This is a genomic window from Citrobacter sp. MGH110, from assembly GCF_001037515.1.
Classification (GTDB): Bacteria; Pseudomonadota; Gammaproteobacteria; order Enterobacterales; family Enterobacteriaceae; genus Citrobacter; species Citrobacter portucalensis.
Map to the genome: position 1 here is coordinate 2,835,647 of NZ_KQ089830.1, position 17,887 is coordinate 2,853,533.

The 17,887-nt window shown below is 51.3% G+C and carries 18 protein-coding genes; 10 read left to right on the plus strand and 8 right to left on the minus strand.

The features are described 5' to 3' along the window. Window positions 1–10 precede the first annotated feature (10 nt). The 8 genes from SK38_RS13435 to panD all read left to right on the plus strand — a co-directional run bounded on the left by SK38_RS13435 (window position 11) and on the right by panD (window position 7,966). On the plus strand, window positions 11–2,620 hold the full coding sequence (locus tag SK38_RS13435; RefSeq protein ID WP_048236487.1) for an outer membrane usher protein: 2,610 nt from the start codon (window positions 11–13) through the stop codon (window positions 2,618–2,620). Then, entirely contained in the window at window positions 2,607–3,173 is a 567-nt protein-coding gene (locus SK38_RS13440) for a fimbrial protein (RefSeq protein WP_048236114.1), read from the plus strand. The genes SK38_RS13435 and SK38_RS13440 overlap by 14 nt, the downstream gene beginning before the upstream one ends. 14 nt (window positions 3,174–3,187) lie before the next feature. After that, the gene (locus tag SK38_RS13445) at window positions 3,188–3,796 is read left to right on the plus strand and encodes a fimbrial protein (protein ID WP_048236115.1); all 609 of its coding nucleotides are present in this window, start codon (window positions 3,188–3,190) and stop codon (window positions 3,794–3,796) included. A gap of 11 nt (window positions 3,797–3,807) precedes the next feature. After that, entirely contained in the window at window positions 3,808–4,392 is a 585-nt protein-coding gene (locus SK38_RS13450) for a fimbrial-like protein (RefSeq protein WP_048236116.1), read from the plus strand. A gap of 33 nt (window positions 4,393–4,425) precedes the next feature. Beyond that, window positions 4,426–5,646, plus strand: a complete 1,221-nt coding sequence (locus SK38_RS13455) for a fimbrial protein (protein WP_075553053.1) — start codon at window positions 4,426–4,428, stop codon at window positions 5,644–5,646. Between the two features lie 116 nt (window positions 5,647–5,762). Beyond that, window positions 5,763–6,557 carry a 3-methyl-2-oxobutanoate hydroxymethyltransferase gene (gene panB / locus SK38_RS13460; protein ID WP_048236117.1) on the plus strand — a complete coding sequence of 265 codons (795 nt, stop codon included), beginning with the start codon at window positions 5,763–5,765 and terminating at the stop codon, window positions 6,555–6,557. 78 nt (window positions 6,558–6,635) lie between these two features. After that, window positions 6,636–7,490: a pantoate--beta-alanine ligase gene (gene panC, locus SK38_RS13465; protein WP_048236118.1), complete on the plus strand. Its 855-nt coding sequence runs from the start codon at window positions 6,636–6,638 to the stop codon at window positions 7,488–7,490. A gap of 95 nt (window positions 7,491–7,585) precedes the next feature. Beyond that, window positions 7,586–7,966, plus strand: a complete 381-nt coding sequence (gene panD, locus SK38_RS13470; RefSeq protein WP_000621526.1) for an aspartate 1-decarboxylase — start codon at window positions 7,586–7,588, stop codon at window positions 7,964–7,966. Between the two features lie 6 nt (window positions 7,967–7,972). Here panD and SK38_RS13475 read toward each other — a convergent pair whose 3' ends face one another. The 4 genes from SK38_RS13475 to SK38_RS13490 form a co-directional block, all read right to left on the minus strand. Further along, complete coding sequence (locus SK38_RS13475; protein WP_048236119.1) at window positions 7,973–9,202, minus strand: polysaccharide deacetylase family protein; 1,230 nt, start codon at window positions 9,200–9,202, stop codon at window positions 7,973–7,975. A gap of 61 nt (window positions 9,203–9,263) precedes the next feature. After that, complete coding sequence (locus SK38_RS13480; RefSeq protein WP_032942385.1) at window positions 9,264–9,704, minus strand: PTS sugar transporter subunit IIA; 441 nt, start codon at window positions 9,702–9,704, stop codon at window positions 9,264–9,266. A gap of 103 nt (window positions 9,705–9,807) precedes the next feature. Then, the gene (locus tag SK38_RS13485; protein WP_008786229.1) at window positions 9,808–10,578 is read right to left on the minus strand and encodes an ABC transporter permease; all 771 of its coding nucleotides are present in this window, start codon (window positions 10,576–10,578) and stop codon (window positions 9,808–9,810) included. Then, window positions 10,575–11,501 carry an ABC transporter ATP-binding protein gene (locus SK38_RS13490; protein ID WP_003829469.1) on the minus strand — a complete coding sequence of 309 codons (927 nt, stop codon included), beginning with the start codon at window positions 11,499–11,501 and terminating at the stop codon, window positions 10,575–10,577. Before SK38_RS13490 ends, SK38_RS13485 begins: the two co-directional genes overlap by 4 nt. 108 nt (window positions 11,502–11,609) lie before the next feature. On the opposite strand from SK38_RS13490, the gene can reads away from it, so the two are divergent. Beyond that, on the plus strand, window positions 11,610–12,272 hold the full coding sequence (gene can / locus SK38_RS13495; RefSeq protein ID WP_048236120.1) for a carbonate dehydratase: 663 nt from the start codon (window positions 11,610–11,612) through the stop codon (window positions 12,270–12,272). Between the two features lie 70 nt (window positions 12,273–12,342). On the opposite strand, the gene hpt is transcribed toward can, so the two are convergent. The 3 genes from hpt to cueO form a co-directional block, all read right to left on the minus strand. Further along, window positions 12,343–12,879 (minus strand): hypoxanthine phosphoribosyltransferase, encoded by a 537-nt coding sequence (gene hpt / locus SK38_RS13500; RefSeq protein WP_003018658.1) that lies wholly within the window; start codon window positions 12,877–12,879, stop codon window positions 12,343–12,345. A gap of 251 nt (window positions 12,880–13,130) precedes the next feature. After that, the gene (gene tcp, locus SK38_RS13505; protein ID WP_048236121.1) at window positions 13,131–14,786 is read right to left on the minus strand and encodes a methyl-accepting chemotaxis citrate transducer; all 1,656 of its coding nucleotides are present in this window, start codon (window positions 14,784–14,786) and stop codon (window positions 13,131–13,133) included. A 183-nt stretch (window positions 14,787–14,969) separates the two neighbouring features. Then, window positions 14,970–16,586, minus strand: coding sequence for a multicopper oxidase CueO (cueO, locus tag SK38_RS13510; protein WP_048236122.1), 1,617 nt, complete (start codon window positions 16,584–16,586; stop codon window positions 14,970–14,972). A gap of 153 nt (window positions 16,587–16,739) precedes the next feature. On the opposite strand from cueO, the gene SK38_RS13515 reads away from it, so the two are divergent. Then, the gene (locus SK38_RS13515) at window positions 16,740–17,087 is read left to right on the plus strand and encodes a YacC family pilotin-like protein (protein WP_032941691.1); all 348 of its coding nucleotides are present in this window, start codon (window positions 16,740–16,742) and stop codon (window positions 17,085–17,087) included. 30 nt (window positions 17,088–17,117) lie between these two features. On the opposite strand, the gene SK38_RS13520 is transcribed toward SK38_RS13515, so the two are convergent. Continuing rightward, window positions 17,118–17,885, minus strand: a complete 768-nt coding sequence (locus tag SK38_RS13520) for a DeoR/GlpR family DNA-binding transcription regulator (RefSeq protein WP_032942381.1) — start codon at window positions 17,883–17,885, stop codon at window positions 17,118–17,120. Window positions 17,886–17,887: the final 2 nt, after the last annotated feature.

Below are 17,887 nucleotides of genomic sequence, written 5' to 3' on the forward strand. Positions count from 1 at the left end.
TACCGAATCGATGCCGAAAAAAACGCTACTGGCGATGTGCTGTGCACTGCTTTACAGCCAGCCCGGTTTTGCCGCAGAAAGCGTCGAGTACGACAGCTCATTTTTAATGGGAAGTAGCGCGGCTAGTATCGATATCAGTAAATATTCCGACGGCAACCCTACGCCAGCGGGAACCTACAGTGTGAAAGTTTTCGTCAACGAGAAATCAGTAGCAAGCCTGACCCTACCCTTTGTTGATGTCGGTAAAAATAGCGCACAAGCCTGCCTGACATCGAAGAATCTGGCACAGCTGCACATTAAGCAGCCTGAGATCGGCAACGAACACGCTATTCTGAAAAAAGGCGATGAAGATGGGGATGACTGCTTAAACCTACCTGCACTTATCGAGCAGTCAAACGTAAGCTTTGATATGGGTGAGCAGCGCCTGGATATTTCCGTTCCTCAGGCGTGGCTCATTAAAGGTTATTCTGGCTATGTCGAACCCTCCTTGTGGGAAAGCGGCATCCCGGCAGCCCTGTTTTCCTATACCCTTAACGGCTACCACAGCACCAACCACGATACTGACAGCGATAGCTTGTATGCTGCATTTAATACGGGCATCAATCTCGGTGCATGGCGTCTTCGTGCCAGTGGTAACTACAACTGGGCGAAGGACGGCGGCAGCAATTTCGAATACCAGAACCGTTATCTGCAGCGCGACCTCCCGGCACTACGCTCACAGCTGATTGTCGGCGAAGCCTATACCACTGGCGAAACCTTTGACTCGGTGAACATCCGCGGGGCACGTCTGTATAGCGACACGCGTATGCTGCCTTCACAGTTGGCTAACTATGCGCCTATTATCCGCGGCGTCGCCAACACTAACGCCAAAGTGACCGTGACTCAGGGCAGTTATAAGATTTATGAAGCGACCGTTCCGCCGGGACCTTTCGAGATCAACGATATCAGCCCTTCCGGCTACGGTAGCGACCTGATCGTCACCATCGAAGAAGCTGATGGCAGTAAACGTACTTTCTCCCAGCCGTTTTCTTCGGTCATGCAGATGCAGCGCCCGGGCGTCGGACGCTGGGACGTGAGCGTCGGGGAAGTCAATAACGACGAACTTCATGACAAACCAAACCTGGCTCAGGGCTCATACTACTACGGTCTGAACAACTTTCTGACGGCCTACACCGGTATTCAGGCAACGGACAACGACTATTTCGCTGGACTCCTCGGTCTGGGTCTGAATACACCCTTTGGCGCACTGGCGGTTGACGTTACCCATTCACGCGCAGATATCCCTGACGACAATACCTATCAAGGCCAAAGCTATCGCTTGACCTGGAACAAACTGATTGAGGCGACCGATACGTCGTTCAACGTCGCGGCCTATCGCTACTCGACGCGAGACTACCTGGGCCTGAATGACGCGCTAGAGCTAATCGACGATGCCAAATTCAAAGGTACTGACGCAGAACGCAATACCATGAATAACTTCTCGCGTATGAAGAATCAGGTCACCGTCAGCATGAACCAACCTTTGCAGTCCGCTGAGGTTGATTACGGTTCATTTTATCTGTCAGCCACCTGGACCGACTACTGGGCAAGCAACGAGAGCCGCAGCGATTACAGCCTGGGTTATGGCAAAGGATTTTCCTGGGGCAGCATGAGTATCAACCTGCAGCGCACCTGGGATGAAGAAGGCGATAAGGATGATTCGCTTTATATCAACTTCAATATTCCGCTGGAGAACCTGCTGGGTGGTGAACGTCGCCGCTCAGGATTCAGCAACTTGAGCACCCAGATGCGTACCGATTTTAACGGTGGGCACCAGCTCAGCATGAACAGTAGCGGCAGCAGCGAAGACAATAAGCTGAACTACAGCGTGAATACAGGCTACACCATGCAAAAAGAGGGGAAAAACATCTCCGATATTGGTGGATATACCAGCTATCAGTCCCCATGGGGAGATCTTTCAGCATCCGCCTCGGCGAATAACGACAGTAATCGTCAGTATTCGCTCTCCACTGACGGCGGTTTTGTGTTGCACAGCGGTGGTTTAACGTTTACCAACGACAACTTTGGCAACAGCGATGCCATTGTGCTGGTGAAAGCGCCTGGCGCTAAAGGCGCTCGGATTAACGGTGGAAGCAGCACAATTGATCGCTGGGGTTATGGCGCAACGAACTCATTGACGGCCTACCGGGAAAACCAGGTCAATCTCGACATCGACACGATGGATAACGACGTCGAGCTGAAGAGCACCAGTACCACACTGGTACCACGCGATGGTGCGGTCGTTTTCGCCAGTTTCGAAACCGATGAAGGACGTTCAGCCATTCTCAACATGACGCGCAGCGATCACCAGACGATCCCATTCGGCGCCGAAGTTTATGAGAACAATGTACAGATCGGCAATATGGGCCAGGGCGGCCAGGCTTTTGTCCGCGGTATTAGCGATAACGGCGAACTTACGGTGCGCTGGTTTGAAAATAACCAACCCGCAACCTGTACGGCAACCTTCCTGTTGCCAGCAACGCAACAAACGGTCGGCTCCAGCCAGACCCTACTGTTAGACAACATTACGTGTCGTGTCACTAACCACAATACAAATGGAATCCCCAATGAAAAGGAATAAGCGCTTTTTAGCTGCCTCCGTACTCGCGGTACTCTTTCCGCTGACCAGTCAGGCGGAAACACTTAACGTCGACTTCACCGCCACCGTGTTGGCCACCACCTGCAGCATGACCATTGCGGCCCTGGATGGCTCATCGGTTTCTGGCGATGCCACCAACGGCTATAAGTTAACGGTGGGCGATGTTGGTCTGGATAAGATCATTAAGAAATCAGCTGAATCGCAGAAGAACTTTAAGTTCGTCGCCAGCGATTGTGCCGGTTCATTGACCAGTATCACCACAGCACTGGCAACCTCGACCTCTGCCAGCGGTAACTTCATTAAAAATGAATCCGCTGATTCAGGTGCCGCCACCAATATCGGTATGGGCTTTAAACGTAAAAGCGTCAGTGATGAAACCTATATGAAGCCAGGTTCTGGTTCCTTCACCTGGACCCCTGAAGAACGTACTAACAACGCCGTCGAAATGACAGTGGCGCTGCGCGAACTGACGGATGGCGCAGGTACCACCGGTGCATTCAGCTCTAAAGCGACCTTCACCTTCACTTATCAATAACAGGGACGATGATAATGAAAAAACAACTTTTGCGCGGGTTAATGATTGGCGCACTGGCAACGATGGGGGCGGGCGTTTCCACCATGGCGCAGGCTGATGGTACTGCACAGTTGGACTTAACCGTAGAGGCAAATATCACCGCCGGTACCTGTGCGGCATCGGTGGTTGACGGCGAGACCGCTACCAACACCATTGCCTTTGGTAATGTCTATATCTCTGAAGTTTTTGCAAAAACAAAAGTGAAACCGTTTAAGCTGCGCTTTAGTGAATGCGCGGGATTAAAGGACAAAACTGCGACCGTTACTTTATCACCAAATAACGTCGGTTGTTCTGGCGGTGACTCAAATCAGGCAGCATTTGCAAACTCTTCAACATCGAGCACAAAAGCGAGCAAAACCGGTGTTGAGGTCTGGACAACCAGTACACCTGGAGGTACAGATAGCGTGCAATTCCACTGTTATAATAAAAACCCAGAGACCGTTGATCTGAGCAGCGCCACCACAACAACGCCTGTAGATTACCCACTCAGCGCACGTATGGTAGCCGTTCAAGGTGCTGCCCTTTCTGGTATTACTGCCGGTGATTTCTATTCACCAACCACGTTCACCATTACTTACCAGTAACGGTAATCACCATGATGCGTTTGCGTAGATTAACACTCTCCGCGTTAATTCCAGGGCTGGCAACAGCTCTGGTTGTCGCGCCGCTGTATGCCGACACCAACGTGGATTTCACCGCCACCGTGCAGAAGGATACCTGCCAGTTAGAGATTAACGGCAGTGGAACGGTAAATTTCGCAACCGTAGGTCCCGCCTATTTTGCCGACGGCATTACTGCGGAAACTGATTATGAAGGCGGTCAAGAGTTTTCAATTAAACTTCTGAATTGTCCAATCAGTGACGGAGCCATCACTAATGTTACTTTTAACTTTACCCCCCAAAGCGGCCAGTTTGCGAAGGGCAATCAGCAGGTATTTGCGAATGATCTAACTCAGACCTCGGGCGGTGTGGCAAATGTAGGAGTAGTGATTTTCACCACAGATTCACCACGTCAAAATGTGTTGAATACTGACGGCTCGTCAAGGGCGATATTTTCCGCTACAGATTATAGCGATACAACCTGGACCTTTTATTCCAGAATGCAAAAAATCCTTGATAGCGGCACGGTGACGCCAGGTCAATTAAGTAGCCATGTACTTGTCAATGTCACCTACCAATAAAATTCGGAACGACCATTAATAGGGAAATTAGCCATGAAGAAAAACATACTCCTTTTAATATCATCTCTATTTTTATGGTTAGGAGCCAGCAACGCTTATGCCTGGTCTGTCTATATTGGGCAAGCGACCTCGTATCAAGGAGGTGCAGAATATGCAGATGTACAAGACTACTCAGCTCCATTCTCATGGAACCTGCTCCCTTCAGTTGCCGCCCATACAGAATCAGGCTTACGCGAACTTGCCGTTTCTGGTGCGACAGAATTTGATCCCAAGCATGGACTTAATTGTAACTATAACCACGATGTTCATAGTGTAAATCTTTATCATGGTTTTCAGAGTGCGGGTATTAAAAATAATAGCGGCAATCCATTATGGAAAACAAATACTACGGGTTTGTATCTTGGTATGGAAATTACCAAGATTAACTTTGGCACCGCCTATTATCCAGGGAGTTCATTTTGGGTTGACTGGAACGGCGGTGGTACGGATTATAAGTCCTTTGATCTGAATTTCATTAGTACCTCTTATGCAGATTTCTCCACTTTCTGTGATTCAATCGCATGGAAGAAAGGTTATTTTGAAATGGGGGGAATTGTTCTGTGGATTAAATTCCATCTTTATGCTGATGATACATTTAAGCCAACCACATCAGCAGTTAACGTTACCTTTCCAACAAGTACCGGTTACAACTTCCGATTTAAGCTTTCAGACACCAGTATCGGTGGTGGCAACCACTACCTTGATTACGTCATCAGTCCAGGTTCAATAACGATTCACTACCCAACATGTACTGCCACTGCCGTTACAGGTGAAGGTGTTTCAGGATCTACCGTGCCTTTTGGCAGTCGCAACGCAGAAGAACTGAAAGGCGACGGTGTGACAAAAGACTTTTCAATAAAATTAAGTAACTGTACCTACATTAAAAATGTCGAAGTGAAGTTAGGATCAACAATAACAGGCAGCAGTGACAACGCATTATTGGGTAATACTTTAACATCTGGTGCCGCCAGCGGTATTGGCGTGACGGTTGCCGGCGAGAAGAATCCAGCAAGCATCAGCGACTGGATGACGATCATGCCAAACAACTCCAGCTCCGTTTATAAGTTTACGAATATGGAAGACTATACCTATAGCAATATCGGTAACCCCGATCAGATTCTGAATTTCAGAGCAACGCTGAAACAAGACGGTAGCAACACCATCAAACCCGGCGAGTTCAAAGCGACAGGCAGCTTCACTATTGACTATCCCTAAGCGCGTTAATCCGGCGGCTCTCGCTGCCGGGAATACACACAAAGGGCTAACGCTTTTCTGCTTCATTCCCCTACAATGCGGCCATTATATTCATCAATATTATGGCCGGAGAGGTTATGAGCAAACCCACCACTATCGCTGTGTTGCAGAAATGCAAACAAGAGAAAAAGCGCTTCGCGACTATCACCGCCTACGACTACAGCTTCGCTAAGCTGTTTGCCGATGAAGGCATCAACGTGATGCTGGTCGGTGATTCGCTGGGCATGACGGTACAGGGGCACGACTCCACCCTGCCCGTCACCGTTGAAGACATTGCTTACCACACCCGAGCCGTGCGTCGCGGCGCACCGAATTGTCTGCTGCTCTCCGACCTACCGTTTATGGCTTATGCCACTCCGAAGCAGGCGTTTGAAAACGCTGCGGTGGTCATGCGCGCGGGCGCTAATATGGTCAAAATCGAAGGCGGCGCCTGGCTGGTAGATACGGTGAAAATGCTCACCGAACGCGCGGTGCCGGTTTGCGGCCATCTGGGATTAACACCCCAGTCGGTGAATATCTTCGGCGGCTATAAAATTCAGGGCCGCGGCGACGCCGGGCAGGTACTGCTGGATGATGCGCTGGCCTTAGAAGCCGCTGGCGCTCAGTTGCTGGTGCTGGAGTGCGTGCCGGTTGAGCTGGCGAAGCGCGTCACTGAAGCGCTGTCGATCCCGGTGATTGGTATCGGTGCCGGCAACGTCACCGACGGGCAAATCCTCGTCATGCATGATGCCTTTGGCATTACCGGCGGCCACATTCCGAAATTTGCGAAGAATTTCCTCAATGAAGCAGGCGACATGCGCGCCGCAGTGCGGCAGTATATGGCTGAAGTGGAGTCCGGCGTTTATCCGGGTGAAGAGCACAGCTTCCACTAATTTTCTGACCGTGCCGGATGACGACGCTACGCGTCTTATCCGGCCTACGGTACCTCAGGCAACTCAAGGAGTCTTGTCGTGTTAATCATTGAAACCCTGCCGCTGCTGCGCCAGCATATTCGTCGTCTGCGTCAGGAAGGCAAACGCGTCGCACTGGTTCCCACCATGGGTAACCTGCACGACGGCCATATGAAACTGGTCGATGAAGCAAAAGCGCGGGATGATGTGGTGTTCGTCAGCATTTTCGTTAACCCGATGCAGTTTGACCGACCAGACGATCTGGTGCGCTATCCGCGCACCCTGCAGGAAGATTGCGAAAAGCTGAACAAGCGTAAAGTCGATTATGTCTTTGCTCCGGCCGTTGAAGAGATCTACCCGCAGGGTCTGGAAGGCCAGACTTTCGTTGATGTTCCCGGCCTCTCTACCATGCTGGAAGGCGCCAGCCGCCCGGGCCACTTCCGTGGTGTTTCCACTATCGTCAGCAAGTTGTTTAACCTGATCCAACCCGATATCGCCTGCTTTGGTGAAAAAGATTTCCAACAGCTGGCGCTGATCCGCAAAATGGTAGCGGACATGGGTTATGACATTGAGATCGTTGGCGTACCGATTATTCGCGCCAAAGACGGTCTGGCCCTCAGCTCACGTAACGGTTATCTAACGGCAGAACAGCGTAAAATTGCGCCAGGCCTGTACAACGTGATGAACGGTATCGCTGAAAAGCTGATTGCGGGTAATCGTGAACTGCAAGAAATTATTACCATTGCCGAACAAGAACTGAATGAAAAAGGCTTCCGCGCCGACGATATTCAGATTCGTGATGCCGACACGCTGCTGGAGTTGACTGAAACCAGTAAACGCGCGGTGATTCTGGCCGCAGCATGGCTGGGTCAGGCTCGTCTGATCGATAATCAAAGCGTTACATTAGCCCAGTAGACAGGGGTTAAAAATCGGGCAATACTGCCTGAAGATTTCTCAAAGCAGGCCAGTCGCGCCTGCTTAGCCAAGGTAAACGACAGGGTATAGAAGTTATGATTCGCACCATGCTGCAAGGCAAGCTCCACCGCGTAAAAGTCACGCAGGCGGACCTGCATTACGAAGGCTCCTGCGCCATCGACCAGGATTTCCTCGATGCCTCAGGTATTCTGGAAAACGAAGCTATTGATATCTGGAACGTGACCAATGGTAAACGTTTCTCAACCTATGCCATTGCGGCTGAACGCGGCTCCAGAATCATCTCGGTGAACGGTGCAGCGGCGCACTGTGCTGAAGTTGGCGACATTGTGATTATCGCCAGCTTCGTCACCATGTCTGACGAAGAAGCCCGTACATGGCGTCCGAAAGTGGCCTATTTTGAAGGCGACAACGAAATGAAACGCACTGCAAAAGCCATTCCGGTACAGGTCGCCTGACAGCCCTTACCCCTGCGGCTGATTGACTATCAGCCGCGACATTGTTTCCAGCGAATCCGTCCGCAGGATATACAGCCGCTTTAGCAACATCGGGTTATCGCCAGGCTTCACCTTCCCTTTCACCGTCGTCACCGCCAAATGAAAACCGGCATCATGCGCCGCTTTCACCGCCGTCGCGTTATAGCCGCCAAACGGGTAGGAAAGATAGAGCACATGCGGATTAAACTGCCCGAGCGCCCGACGGGAGTGTTCAAAATCAAACAGAATATTGTGATAGTTACGGCTGAGTAAAATAGGTCGTCGCTGGCCATCCACCCGATGCAAGAAATGGGTGTGCGACTGGAAGTCGAAAACATCTTTAATCCCTTCCAGCTCGGAAATACTCATAAACTGCAGCGATTTCGGATCCCACTTCTGTGGGTGGCGCTTGATACGTGAGCTAATGATAAACGCCGTCGCCTTAAAGCCATACTGCTTGAGGACGGGATGCGCATAGCGGCTAACGGACTTCAGGCCATCATCGAACGTAATAACGACCGAACGCGCCGGAAGGTTTGCGCGATTATTGAGGTAGTCTTCTAACTGATACATCGTCAGCGTGGTATAGCCCATATCTCGCAGCCAGGTCATCTGGTTACTGAACGCGCGCACTGATGTGGTGGTGGAGGTATGACGAAAACGCGTGTTCTCTTCATCGCGCAGAATATGATGGTAAGTCAGAATCGGGATACCGTTATCCTGCTGAGCATCCAGCGCGCTGATATAGGCCAGCCGCTCGCCGATGCGAATCTGATACCAGGTCTGATTCAGTCTGTCTTTCAGCCGACTGAGCACCGGGTAGCGTAGATTCTCAGCCAGCGTACCAAACGGCGCACTGCCTACGTCCGGCGCGTTATAGACCGGAGTATCTTTCCAGGTAATCAGATTCTGGTTACTCAACGGTTTATTTAAGTCACCCAGGCCGTCTTCCACACGCTGACGCCCCTGCACAGACTCCAGGTGCCCTTTGTCGATGTAGCCTTTGCCAAAGCCGAAGTTGAAGGTGTAGTAATCCTTTGCATCCGGTTCAACGGCAATAATCTGTCCCGCGCGTAAATTACCGACAGTCTCCGTCTTATTGCCAATATGCGCCCAGATCACCGCATCTTCCGTGGTTTGCATATAGCGAGCGGGCAAGGCCGCACCTACGCCACCAGAGAACAGGAGCAACAGAACAAACAAAACGCGCATAACCATATGATTTAACCGAGGCGAGAAACCTCGGTTATTGTAGCAAAAGCATCATCAATACCAATGATTAATACTCATACAAATCATGCTTCAACACGAAGGGGGGATTTTTTTGTTGTTGATGCCAGAGGCTGGAGACTTCGGGGCCGCCAAGCGCGACGATGCAATCACGAAACGCAGAACTGCTCAGCGATTCCCGTGACGAAATCATTCGCTCAAGCAATGGATAGCTGATACCTGAAATCACTTCGCACTGGGGATGTTTATGACTCATTAACGAAGCCACACGGTAAGGCGCAGCCCCGGCCATATCCGTCAGGAATACTACCCCTTCACCAGAGTCTGTGGCATGCAGGGCATGGCACATCATGCGGCTTAACATATTCGAGCTGAGCCCACGCCAGAAACTTACCGCCTGACATTGCTCCAACGGACCGTACTTTTTCTCCAGACGATGCAGCATATCCTGTGCCTTATCGTCATGACAGGTAATTACCCAACCTAACATTGCCTACCTCCTTAGCAGGCAAGTAGTTTATCAGGGTGATAAATCGGTAATGGTGATAAGCATCAAAAGTCTTCCTCTCCCGAGTCAGGAGAGGAAGAAAGAATTAGCTACGCAGGCCGCGTCCGCGCTGAATCAGGTACCAGCACAGCAAGTAAAACGCCGCAATGAACACCACCAGCACGCCAAACGTGGTGACCAGCGGAACATCATGAATACCCAGGAAGCCGTAGCGGAAGCCACTAATCATGTAGACAATTGGGTTCAGATGCGACAGTCCCTGCCAGAACGGCGGCAGCAGCGTTAACGAATAGAACACGCCACCCAGATAGGTCAGCGGCGTCAGCACAAAGGTGGGGATCAGGCTGATATCGTCAAAGGTTTTAGCAAAGACTGCGTTCAGCAAACCGGCTAGCGAGAACAGTACCGCCGTTAACACCAGCGTGAGCGCCACAAAGACCCAGGAATGCACCTGGAACGGTACGAAGAACAGTGAAATAGCCGTGACCAGAATGCCTACGCACAGGCCACGCGCCACGCCGCCGCCGACGAAACCGGCGATAATCACGTGCGTCGGCACCGGGGCGACCAGCAGCTCTTCGATATTGCGCTGAAACTTGGCGCTAAAGAATGACGAGGCCACGTTGGCGTACGAGTTGGTGATCACTGCCATCATAATCAGCCCCGGCACAATAAACTGCATGTAGCTAAAGCCATGCATTTCGCCGATACGCGAGCCGATCAGGTTACCAAAGATAATAAAATAGAGCGTCATGGTGATGACGGGTGGCACCAAAGTCTGGATCCAGATACGCATAAAGCGGTGGATCTCTTTCGCCCAGATGCTTTTCAGCGCAACCCAGTAAAGCTGCATCATGCGCGATCTCCTTGTTTTTCATGCACCAGAGAAACAAACAGTTCTTCCAGTCGGTTCGCTTTGTTACGCATACTCAATACCTGAATGCCCTGTGCGCTCAGCTGAGAGAAGACGCTGTTGACCCCTTGTTCACGCAGAACCTCCACTTCCAGCGTGGAAGTGTCGACCAGTCGGTACTGATAACCTTCCAGTTTCGGCAGCGGACTTTTTGGTGCCAGATCGAGGATAAAGGTCTCGGATTTCAGCTTGGAGAGCAGACTCTTCATCGAGGTGTTTTCCACCAGCTCGCCGTGCTGAATAATGCCGATATTACGACACAGCATTTCCGCTTCTTCGAGATAGTGAGTGGTCAGAATAATGGTGGTGCCTTTGTCGTTTAAATCCTTTAAAAAGCCCCACATTGAACGACGCAGCTCAATGTCGACGCCCGCCGTTGGTTCATCCAGAATGAGTAATTTCGGCTCGTGCATCAGCGCACGGGCAATCATCAGACGACGTTTCATCCCACCAGACAGCATGCGCGCGCGCTCGTTACGTTTTTCCCATAAATCGAGCTGCTTCAAATATAGTTCGCTGCGTTTGACCGCTTCTTTATGCTCAACACCGTAGTAACCCGCCTGGTTGACCACGATCTGCTGCACGGTTTCAAACGGGTTAAAGTTAAATTCCTGCGGTACCAGGCCAAGCTGGCGTTTAGCATTAACCGTATCTTTTTCAAGATCGTATCCGAAGACACTCACCCGCCCGGAGGTTTTATTCACCAGCGAGCTGATTATTCCAATGGTGGTGGATTTTCCTGCGCCATTCGGTCCCAAAAGCGCATAAAAATCACCCGCTTCGACTTGCAAATCTATCCCGCGTAACGCCTGAACGCCACCGGGGTAAGTTTTTTTAAGTTGTTGAAGTTCCAGAGCAATGGTCATGTTTTTATACTTACCTTACGTTCTGACATTTTATATATAGTTTAAATAATGATGGAGTTACCCTATATTAGCCCATCGAATTTATCTGGCTTCGGGTCGTGCTACTCCATGAAAGACATAGATACACTCATCAGCAACAATGCACTATGGTCAAAGATGCTGATAGAAGAAGATCCCGGATTTTTTGAAACGCTGACGCATGCCCAGAATCCGCGTTTTCTATGGATTGGATGTTCCGATAGCCGCGTTCCCGCTGAACGATTGACCGGTCTTGAACCGGGTGAATTATTTGTTCACCGCAATGTTGCCAATCTGGTTATTCACACCGACCTGAACTGTCTCTCAGTGGTTCAGTATGCGGTGGATGTGCTGGAAGTGGAACATATTATTATATGCGGCCACTATGGATGCGGCGGCGTCCAGGCGGCGATTGAAAATAAAGAACAGGGGCTGATTGATAACTGGTTACTGCACATCCGCGATATCTGGTTCAAACACAGCTCACTGCTGGGCGAAATGCCGCAGGAACGTCGTATGGACACCCTGTGCGAACTGAATGTCATGGAACAGGTCTATAACCTGGGCCACTCAACCATTATGCGTTCAGCCTGGAAGCGCGGTCAGAAAGTGACCATTCACGGCTGGGCTTACGGTATTCATGATGGCCTGCTGCGCGATCTCGACGTCACCGCCACCAGCCGCGAAACGCTGGAACAGCGCTATCGCCAGGGATTGTCTAACCTGAGTCAGAAACACTGCAACCATAAATAATGTGACATTGCCGGGAGGCGGCGACGCCTTACCCGGCCTACAAACCTGCGCCATCAGGCGCTCCAGCCAATTACTCGTCCAGCAGCACTACTTTGCCAACATACGGCAGATGGCGATAACGCTGGGCATAGTCAATGCCGTAACCGACCACAAACTCATCAGGAATTGAGAAGCCGATAAACTCGACCGGAACATTCACTTCACGACGAGAAGGTTTGTCCAGCAGCGTACAAATAGCCAGGGATTTCGGCTCGCGCAGGCTCAGAATTTCACGCACTTTGGACAGCGTATTGCCGGAATCGATGATGTCTTCGACAATCAGCACGTCCTTGCCACGAATGTCTTCATCCAGGTCTTTCAGGATTTTAACATCACGCGTGGTAGACATTCCGCTACCGTAGCTGGATGCCGTCATGAAATCGACTTCGTGAGAGACATGCACTTCACGGCACAGATCCGCCATAAACATAAATGAGCCACGTAACAGACCAACCAGCACCATATCGCTGCCGCTGTCCTTGTAACGTTCGTTAATCTGGCGCCCCAGTTCAGCAATACGCGCTTTGATCTCCGCTTCCGGGATCATCACTTCAACAGTATGTTTCATAAACCCTATAACTCACTGATTTTTATCAGTTGACACATCATGCAGATCGAAAGAAAGCGCTTACGTTGATACACCGACTGACAGACGGCGACCCGCTCTAACCACAAAACTTGCGACAGCATACAAACAATTCAGTTGATGAAGTATACCAGTAAAGAGAGCGGGTTCCTCTGATAGTTCACAGGAGAACCCGTTTGCGTCGTTTTTTGTACGCTTATTAATCAAAACCAGGAGCGCACGGCAGCCTGTGGCTAAAACGTTTCCCAGTGCGGGTCTTGTGGCGAACTCCCCGCAGAGGTCGCTCGTGGAGTATCCTTAGGTGGTTTTCGATGCTCACTGTTGGAGGCATCGCGAGTGATGCGAAATGCCGCCACGGCCAGGCGTAACTGTTCAGCTTGTTGTTCCAACGAAGCGGCTGCGGCGGCAGACTCCTCTACCAGCGCGGCGTTTTGTTGTGTGACACTGTCCATCTGCGAGACCGCGAGACTCACCTGCTCAATCCCCCGACTCTGTTCCTCCGAGGCTGAGGCGATTTCCCCCATGATGTCCGTCACGCGGGTGACCGCTGCGACAATCTCTTTCATCGTTTTACCCGCGTCCGACACCTGCTGAGATCCCATCCCCACGCTGTGGGTTGAGTTATCAATCAACGCTTTGATCTCTTTGGCTGCCTGAGCGCTACGGCTTGCCAGGGTACGGACTTCACCCGCCACAACAGCAAATCCGCGTCCCTGCTCTCCTGCTCTGGCAGCCTCAACCGCCGCGTTGAGCGCCAGGATATTGGTCTGGAAAGCAATACTGTCGATGACGCTGGTGATCTGCGCAATTTGCTGTGAACTACCGGCAATTTCACTCATCGTGTGCACGACAGTATCAACAACCCGTCCACCACGTGCGGCAGTATCAGACGCATTCTTAGCCAGTTGAGTCGCCTGTTTCGCATTGTCCGTATTTTGCTTCACGGTCGCGGTAAGCTGTTCCATGCTGGCGGCTGTCTCTTCAAGTGAAGCAGCCTGCTGCTCAGTACGCGAAGACAGATCGTTGTTACCTGATGAGATTTCCGTTGCGCCGCTATGAATCGTTTCTGAGCTGTTACGCACCGACGTGACTGTCGAAATCAGCGACTGTCGCATTTCATCTAAGCCCGTGGCCAAACGTCCCATTTCATTACGTCCCTGGACGTCGAGTTGATGGGTCAGATCACCACGGGTAATAATGCGGATATGCTCCATGATCTGCGCCAGGGGTTTAAGCAGCATATGCTGCAACCCACTCCAGATCATGCCCAGAACGATGAGCACAGCGACGACAATTGCCCCTAACGTCCATTGCATGCGGGTAAAGCTGTGCTGATTCTCCGCCGCCGCGTGTTGCAGCAACGCGTTGTTTTCGTTACGCCACTGGTCATAGCTGGCTTCCATTTCATCCTGCGCCTTCTGAGCATCAAGATCGCCATAGGCCTGATAGTTATTCGCGCGCAGATACTCTATCGATAACGCCATCACGTCGTGCATCTGCCGATACTGTTTTTCCATTTCAGATGCAATTTGCGGATTCTGCCCCGACACCTGCGGCAATGACTGATAATGCGCGAAGTATCCCTCAGCCTTCTTCATCGACTCACTCGCCGTTTTTAGCAAAGTATCAATGGCCGCCAGTGAGGCCGGATCGCGTTGATTCTTTAAGAAACGAATTGCTACGCGGGTTACCGTTACTCGGGTTTTAATCAGCGTATTGACGCTATCACTCAGATTTTCCTGTTGGGCATTCAGGGTGCCTGAGTTCTGGAAATTATGGCGATCATTGTTTACCGCAGAATAAAAAAAGCTTCCTGTCACGACCTGTAGCAAACAGAAAATGGCGAGAACCAGAAGAATGCCGGTAATAACACGCACATTTTTAATCATAGTATTTCATCCATTGAACTCACATTGGGTACCCAATGATTATCGGCTTCAAAGGCGATTACTTTATGTGCAATAGCAGAATTTGCAGGAGGAGGGAGTCGTGCGGTGAAACGCTGTAAAGAGACTGTGTCTTATCCGGCCTACGAGAAATTTCTGCAGGCCGGATAAGCACAGCGTAATTTTTTAGACGGTGAAGCCGAGCATCATCCCGGTATCTTCATGCTCTAACAGATGGCAGTGCGCCATATAGGCATGCTCTTTTGGCGCGTCGTGGTCAAACTTCACTAACACCTCGCTCACGCCGCCTTCTACCCGCACAGTGTCCTTCCATCCCGCGCGGTGTGCGGCAGGCGCTTTGCCATTCTCAGACAGAATGCGGAACTGCGTGCCGTGAATGTGGAACGGATGCAGCATCATGTCGCCCTGGCCGGAAATCACCCAGCGTTCGTGCTGACCTTTCGCCGCGGCAAACATCGGTTTATTCATATCAAATGCCTGGCCATTAATCCGGTTGGCATTATGGAAGTCGAATGTTCCATGCTTCATGTTGCCCATGTCGCCATGCTGCATATTCCCCATCTCACCGTGGTTCATATTGCCATGATTCATATTGCCGTGGCCCATATTGTCATTATTCATATGGCCCATCATCTTCCCATGATCCATACCCGCCATGGCCTGACCGCCGTATTTCTTCATCAGCATTTGCATGCCCATCATATCGAGCATCGGATCCATCGACAGCTGCAGCTTGCGCACCGTCAGACCTTCCAGTGATGGCAGCGATGGCATGGATGTCAGCGAATCTGGCAGCGTGCCGGAAGCGGTAATCAGCAACGGTTGAACGCGCATCACCGGGTGCGGCTTATCGAATGGCGCAATCGCCATCCCCATCTGGCTGACTGGTAGAGTGACCAGATCAAAAGCTTTGCCGTCACTGACATCCACCAGCACTTCAAAGCGCTCGCCCATCAGCATAGGCAGCTCGGTCACTTTTACCGGTTCCGCCAACAGTCCGCCGTCGCTGGCAATGACGTACAAAGGACGATTGTCGCTGGCCGCAATGTTCAGTGAGCGTGCGTTACAACCATTCAACAGGCGTAGACGCAACCAGCCACGCGGTGCGGCATGCTGAGGATAAATCGCCCCGTTGGTCAGCAGCGTATCGCCAAACCAGCCGACGGCGGCGGTCATGATGTCCAGTTGATAATCAACCTGCCCATCAGCAGAGAACTGTTTGTCCTGAATAATCACCGGCACATCATCAATGCCCCACTGCTTAGGCAGCATCAGCTTGCGAATCTCTTCATCTTCAATCAGCACCAGTCCGGCCAGTCCCATCGCTACCTGACGACCGGTCTTTCCATGCTGATGCGGGTGGAACCAGCAGGTTGCCGCCCGTTGATCCGGCGTGAAGGTCACGGAACGTTTCCCGCCCGCCGGGATAATGCCTTGCGGCCCACCGTCTACTTCACCGGGGATTTCCAGACCGTGCCAGTGCAACGTCGTCTCTTCGGCAAGCTGGTTATGGATATCCACGGTCACCGACTGCCCTTTGTTCAGCTTGACCGCAGGTCCGAGTAAATTGCCGTTATATCCCCAGGTCGTCGCTGTTTTACCAGCAAAGCTCGATTTTCCGGTTTGCACCACCAATTGCATACGGTTTGAGGCATCCGCGGTTAGCAGGTCAGGAATGGGCAATGCAGGGCGGTCTGCGGCAAATACGCTCCGGCTCCACAGAGGTAACGCTGACGCGACGCCCAGCGCCACGGAGTACTTTAAAAAGTCACGACGTTGCATAATCACTTCCTTATATTCAGCAGCTTAAGCAGGCTATCTTTTAAGCATAAGCCTTCCCCTTACGGGAAGGTCAAGTGAACGGCTAATAATAAAGGTCGTCGCTTCGCTCGCAGTATGCTAACGTTTAAATTCCGTGATGCAGTGGTAGAAGCAATGAAGACGTTTTTCAGAACAGTTTTGTTCGGCACCCTGATGGCCGTATGCGCAAATAGCTACGCGCTCAGCGAGTCCGAAGCCGAAGATATGGCCGATTTAACGGCAGTTTTTGTTTTTCTGAAAAATGACTGTGGATACCAGAATTTGCCTAATGGGCAGATTCGTCGCGCACTGGTCTTTTTTGCCCAGCAAAACCAGTGGGACCTGAGTAATTACGACACCTTCAATATGAAAGCGCTGGGTGAAGACAGCTACCGCGATCTCAGCGGTATCGGCATCCCAACAGCAAAGAAATGCAAAGCGCTGGCGCGTGACTCTCTGAGCCTGCTGGCCTACGTTAAATAATCTCCGGCGCAATCAGGGTTGAGAGTGCAGTTACTCTGGCTGTACCAGCGTCAGGGCAACGGATTGCGCTTTTAATTCAGCCTGCGCGTTTGGCGGTAGATTCACATCGGTAACAACATCGGTAAAGCAACTAAGCGGCGCGACGTTAAATAACGAATGTGCGCCGTACTTACTGCTATCCGCCAGCAATACCTTCCGTTGGGCATTCGCAATAATTTCCTGCTTTAATCCCGCTTTGTCTTCCGTTGGCGTGGTTACACCCTTTTCCATACTCCAGGTGTTACAGCTCATAAAAGCAATATCAGGATAGACGCTGCGCAACATTTTCCGGCCAAACTCACCAATACAGGACTGGCTGCTGTCATCGATGCGTCCACCGACGATCGTCACCTCTATCTGACGGAATTCTGACAAAAACAGGGCAATATGCAGATCAACGGTAATCACTCGCAGCGGCAAATGCGTCAGACATTTTGCCAGCTCCAGCATTGTGGTACCGGCATCAAGCACCACGGCATCGCCCGCACGCACCATTGAGGCGGCAAAACGCGCAATCGCCCGTTTCTCAGCAGGCGATCGCAGTTGCTTTTCGTTTGTGGTTGGCTGCGCCGCTTCAAAGCGTCGTAACGCAACACCGCCGTGACTGCGGCTGATCACACCCTGTTCATCCAGCTTGATGAGATCGCGCCTGATCGTTGCTGGAGAGGCGTCAACCGCGTCAACCAACTGTTCCACGGTAACCAGCGTATGATTTTTCAAATACGCCACAATCTTATCCAGACGGTGTTGCCCTTTCATAA

What these genes read in the sequence shown, in the direction of transcription:
- SK38_RS13520 (WP_032942381.1), bottom strand. Translation starts at nt 17,885, where the DNA reads ATGAAAGGGCAACACCGTCTGGATAAGATTGTGGCGTATTTGAAAAAT.
- SK38_RS13435 (WP_048236487.1), top strand. Translation starts at nt 11, where the DNA reads ATGCCGAAAAAAACGCTACTGGCGATGTGCTGTGCACTGCTTTACAGC.
- panD (WP_000621526.1), top strand. Translation starts at nt 7,586, where the DNA reads ATGATTCGCACCATGCTGCAAGGCAAGCTCCACCGCGTAAAAGTCACG.
- hpt (WP_003018658.1), bottom strand. Translation starts at nt 12,879, where the DNA reads ATGAAACATACTGTTGAAGTGATGATCCCGGAAGCGGAGATCAAAGCG.
- SK38_RS13455 (WP_075553053.1), top strand. Translation starts at nt 4,426, where the DNA reads ATGAAGAAAAACATACTCCTTTTAATATCATCTCTATTTTTATGGTTA.
- SK38_RS13450 (WP_048236116.1), top strand. Translation starts at nt 3,808, where the DNA reads ATGATGCGTTTGCGTAGATTAACACTCTCCGCGTTAATTCCAGGGCTG.
- SK38_RS13480 (WP_032942385.1), bottom strand. Translation starts at nt 9,704, where the DNA reads ATGTTAGGTTGGGTAATTACCTGTCATGACGATAAGGCACAGGATATG.
- SK38_RS13515 (WP_032941691.1), top strand. Translation starts at nt 16,740, where the DNA reads ATGAAGACGTTTTTCAGAACAGTTTTGTTCGGCACCCTGATGGCCGTA.
- tcp (WP_048236121.1), bottom strand. Translation starts at nt 14,786, where the DNA reads ATGATTAAAAATGTGCGTGTTATTACCGGCATTCTTCTGGTTCTCGCC.
- SK38_RS13475 (WP_048236119.1), bottom strand. Translation starts at nt 9,202, where the DNA reads ATGGTTATGCGCGTTTTGTTTGTTCTGTTGCTCCTGTTCTCTGGTGGC.
- SK38_RS13440 (WP_048236114.1), top strand. Translation starts at nt 2,607, where the DNA reads ATGAAAAGGAATAAGCGCTTTTTAGCTGCCTCCGTACTCGCGGTACTC.
- SK38_RS13485 (WP_008786229.1), bottom strand. Translation starts at nt 10,578, where the DNA reads ATGATGCAGCTTTACTGGGTTGCGCTGAAAAGCATCTGGGCGAAAGAG.
- SK38_RS13490 (WP_003829469.1), bottom strand. Translation starts at nt 11,501, where the DNA reads ATGACCATTGCTCTGGAACTTCAACAACTTAAAAAAACTTACCCCGGT.
- SK38_RS13445 (WP_048236115.1), top strand. Translation starts at nt 3,188, where the DNA reads ATGAAAAAACAACTTTTGCGCGGGTTAATGATTGGCGCACTGGCAACG.
- cueO (WP_048236122.1), bottom strand. Translation starts at nt 16,586, where the DNA reads ATGCAACGTCGTGACTTTTTAAAGTACTCCGTGGCGCTGGGCGTCGCG.
- can (WP_048236120.1), top strand. Translation starts at nt 11,610, where the DNA reads ATGAAAGACATAGATACACTCATCAGCAACAATGCACTATGGTCAAAG.
- panB (WP_048236117.1), top strand. Translation starts at nt 5,763, where the DNA reads ATGAGCAAACCCACCACTATCGCTGTGTTGCAGAAATGCAAACAAGAG.